The sequence below is a fragment of the Mesorhizobium sp. M7D.F.Ca.US.004.03.1.1 genome (assembly GCF_003998635.1).
GTDB classification, from domain to species: Bacteria; Pseudomonadota; Alphaproteobacteria; order Rhizobiales; family Rhizobiaceae; genus Mesorhizobium; species Mesorhizobium loti.
Genome location: NZ_RZQG01000736.1, coordinates 1 through 3,037 on the forward strand (window position 1 = coordinate 1; position 3,037 = coordinate 3,037).

General features: G+C 64.7%; 4 protein-coding genes. 2 read left to right on the forward strand and 2 right to left on the reverse strand.

Going from position 1 to position 3,037, the window contains the following annotated elements; genetic code table 11:
• Both EN935_RS28935 and EN935_RS28940 read left to right on the forward strand, forming a co-directional pair.
• A partial coding sequence (locus EN935_RS28935; RefSeq protein ID WP_164771405.1) for an ABC transporter permease occupies positions 1-727 on the forward strand: 727 nt, incomplete at its 5' end.
• Positions 728-729: 2 nt separating this feature from the next.
• Complete coding sequence (locus tag EN935_RS28940; RefSeq protein ID WP_127265946.1) at positions 730-1,611, forward strand: SMP-30/gluconolactonase/LRE family protein; 882 nt, start codon at positions 730-732, stop codon at positions 1,609-1,611.
• 1 nt (position 1,612) lies between these two features.
• Here the strand turns inward: EN935_RS28940 and EN935_RS28945 are convergent, their stop codons facing one another.
• On the reverse strand, positions 1,613-2,305 hold the full coding sequence (locus EN935_RS28945; RefSeq protein ID WP_127265944.1) for an amino acid ABC transporter permease: 693 nt from the start codon (positions 2,303-2,305) through the stop codon (positions 1,613-1,615).
• On the reverse strand, positions 2,302-2,967 hold the full coding sequence (locus EN935_RS28950; protein ID WP_127265942.1) for an amino acid ABC transporter permease: 666 nt from the start codon (positions 2,965-2,967) through the stop codon (positions 2,302-2,304). Before EN935_RS28950 ends, EN935_RS28945 begins: the two co-directional genes overlap by 4 nt.
• Positions 2,968-3,037 lie beyond the last annotated feature (70 nt).

Genomic DNA, 3,037 nt, shown 5'->3' on the forward strand with positions numbered 1-3,037 from the left:
GCTATGCGGCGGCCAGGACGTGCCACTGGTCTGGGTCATGCCGTTGCTGCTTGCCGGCGGCGCCTTTATCGGCCTGATCAACGGCGTCGGGGTCGCCCAGTTCGGCGTACCGCCGATCATCATGACGCTGGCCACCAACGTCATCCTGCAAGGGTTGATCCTGGTGCTGACCGGCGGTTCGCCGACCCCTTCGGCGCCGGCCCTGATCCAGTTCCTGTCGGTCGGGCGCATTGGCGGTTTCCCGGTGATCGCGCTGATCTGGCTGGCTCTGACCCTGGTGGCGACGTTGCTGCTTTCCAAGGCGGCGTTCGGCCGCCATCTCTATGCGCTGGGCACCAGCGCCACCGTGGCCGAATTCTCCGGCGTGCCGACGGCGCGCACCACCATCCTGACCTATGTCATCTCGGGCCTCACCGCCGCCTTTGCCGGCATGCTTCTGACCGGCTATTCCGGCCAGGCCTATCTCGGCATGGGCGACGCCTATCTGTTCACCTCGATCGCGGCGGTCGCCATCGGCGGCGCCTCGATCCTCGGCGGCAGCGGCCACTATCTCGGCACCGTCGCCGGCGCCATGGTGCTGACAATCCTCACCGGACTGCTGCCGGCGCTCAACCTGTCGAGCGGCGCACTGCTCATCGTCTACGGCGCGGTGATCCTGCTCACTGTGTCGATCGGCAGCGAGACCTTCGCCGGCCTCGGCGGCAGGCTGCGCAGAAGAGAGGGCTGACCATGGTCGAAATTTCTTGCGTCGTCGATGCCGGAGCCGAGCTTGGCGAAGGCACGCTTTGGGACCCCAAGGCCGGTGTGCTCTGGTGGATAGACATCTGGAAGAAGCTGATCCACCGCTACGATCCGTCGACCGGCAAGGACGATGTGTTCGAGACGCCGGAATATCTCGGCTGCCTCGGCCTGCGCGAGAAGGGCGGCCTGGTCCTGACGATGACTAACGGCTTCCATTTCTTCGATCCGGCGACCGGCACGTTCGAAGCGATCGTCGACCCGGAAGCGCATATGCCGAAGACCCGCTTCAACGACGGCAAGCCTGACCGCCAGGGCCGGTTCTGGTCGGGCACCATGTTCGAGGTGCCGGGCCAGCCGATCGAATTCATCGGCGCGCTCTACCGGCTCGATCCCGACCTTTCGGTACACAAGATGATCGACGGCATCGGCTGCTCCAACGGGCTGGCCTGGAGCCCGGATTCAAAGGTCATGTATTTCTCCGACAGCCATGCCGGCGCGGTCTGGGCCTATGATTTCGACCCCGCCACGGGCGGCATCGAAAACCGCCGCACCTTCATCGACATGACGGTGACCGGCGGCGTCGCCGACGGCGCCACCGTCGATGCCGAGGGTTGCTATTGGGTGACCATCCCGGTGACCAGCAAGGTCTGCCGCTACGATCCCAAGGGCGAGCTGATGCAGACGGTGCTGCTGCCGACCGACCTACCGACCTGCTGCGAATTCGGCGGCAAGGATCTAGACATCCTCTATGTCACCTCGGCCGTGCTCCGGCGCCCGGCCAGCCACTTTGTCGACCAGAAGAATCCGGGCGGATTGTTTGCGCTCGACGTCGGCGTCAAGGGCTTGACCCTGCCGGCGTTCAGGGGATGAGCTAGACAGCCGACATCACCAGCGGCGCTTCGACCTTGCGCGTCATTCCGGTGGCGAAACGACGCTCGAGATAACCGGCATAGAGCGACAGCGGCCAGCACAGAGCGAAGTAGATCAGCGACACCGTGCCGAACACCATGACCGGCTGAAAGGTCACCGTGTTGACCTGTGTGGCGGCGCGCGCGAGCTCGGTCAGACCGATCAGCGAGGCGATCGACGTCGTCTTGACGATCTGCACCATGAAGCCGACGGTCGGCGGCAGCATCAGCCGCACCGCCTGTGGGATGATCACCAGCCGCAGCGTTCGCGTGAAGCGGAAACCGAGCGCGGTCGCGGCTTCCCACTGCCCCTTCGGGATCGCTTCGATGGCGCCGCGAAAAATCTCGCCGAAGAAGGCGCCGCCGTTGAGCGAAAAGGTCACTGCCGCCGCCACCCACGGGTCCGGCCGGTAGCCGAGGAACGAAGAACCGTAATAGGCCATGAACAGCTGGATCAGGATCGGCGTGCCCATGAAGAACTGGATGTAGCCGGCGGCCAGCCAGCGCAACGGCCGCGCCGGCGCGACGCGGATCGCCGCCACCACCAGACCGATCAGGCCGCCGCCGGCAAAGGCGATCAGCGCCAGCAGGATCGTCCAGCGCGTCGCAAGCAGCAGGAACATCAATTCGGTGGGGCCGAAATCGCGCAGGCTCATTGCTTCCACCTGAATATGAGCTTGCCGAAGCCGGCGAAGAGCAGGCTGGCGGCCTGTACCAGCACAAAATAGATGACCGCGATGATGATGTAGACCTCGAAGCTGCGGAAGGTCTGCATGACGAGGTTGTTGGCGACCGCCGTCAGCTCCTCGGCCGCAATGGCGCCTACGATCGAAGTGCCCATGATCTGCAGGATGAACTGCGCCGACAGCGACGGGTAGACGGCGCGCGCCGCCGGCACCAGGATGACATGGCGGATGATGCGGTAGCGGCTGAGGCCGAGCGACTTGGCCGCCTCGATCTGCCCTTCGGGAATGGATTCAATGCCGGCGCGGAGGATCTCGGTAGCGTAAGCACCGAGATGGATCGACAGCGCAACGACGGCCGCCGTGTTGCTCGACAGCTTGAAGCCGAACAGCGGCAGCGAGAAGAAGACGAAATAGAGCTGGATCAGCAGCGGCGTGTTGCGGATCAGCTCGACATACCAAGCGATCGGCCACGACACCAAGCGCGGACCGAAGCTGCGGCCGACGGCGCCAAGGATGCCGATAGCGGTGCCGAACAGGATCGACAGCGCAGCCAGCTGGATGCTCTTCGCCAGGCCGCGCAGCAGCAGGTCGAGATGGATGAGGATCGGGCCGAATTGCAGGGCGGTTTGCATGGGCATCCCGTCACGAGGTCAAGAGAGCGGGGCCGGCCTGGCCCCACCCGATAATGGATGCGTTGATCAG

Excerpts from the sequence above, each read along its gene's own strand:
- EN935_RS28940 (WP_127265946.1), top strand. The coding sequence starts at position 730 with ATGGTCGAAATTTCTTGCGTCGTCGATGCCGGAGCCGAGCTTGGCGAA.
- EN935_RS28950 (WP_127265942.1), bottom strand. The coding sequence starts at position 2,967 with ATGCAAACCGCCCTGCAATTCGGCCCGATCCTCATCCATCTCGACCTG.
- EN935_RS28945 (WP_127265944.1), bottom strand. The coding sequence starts at position 2,305 with ATGAGCCTGCGCGATTTCGGCCCCACCGAATTGATGTTCCTGCTGCTT.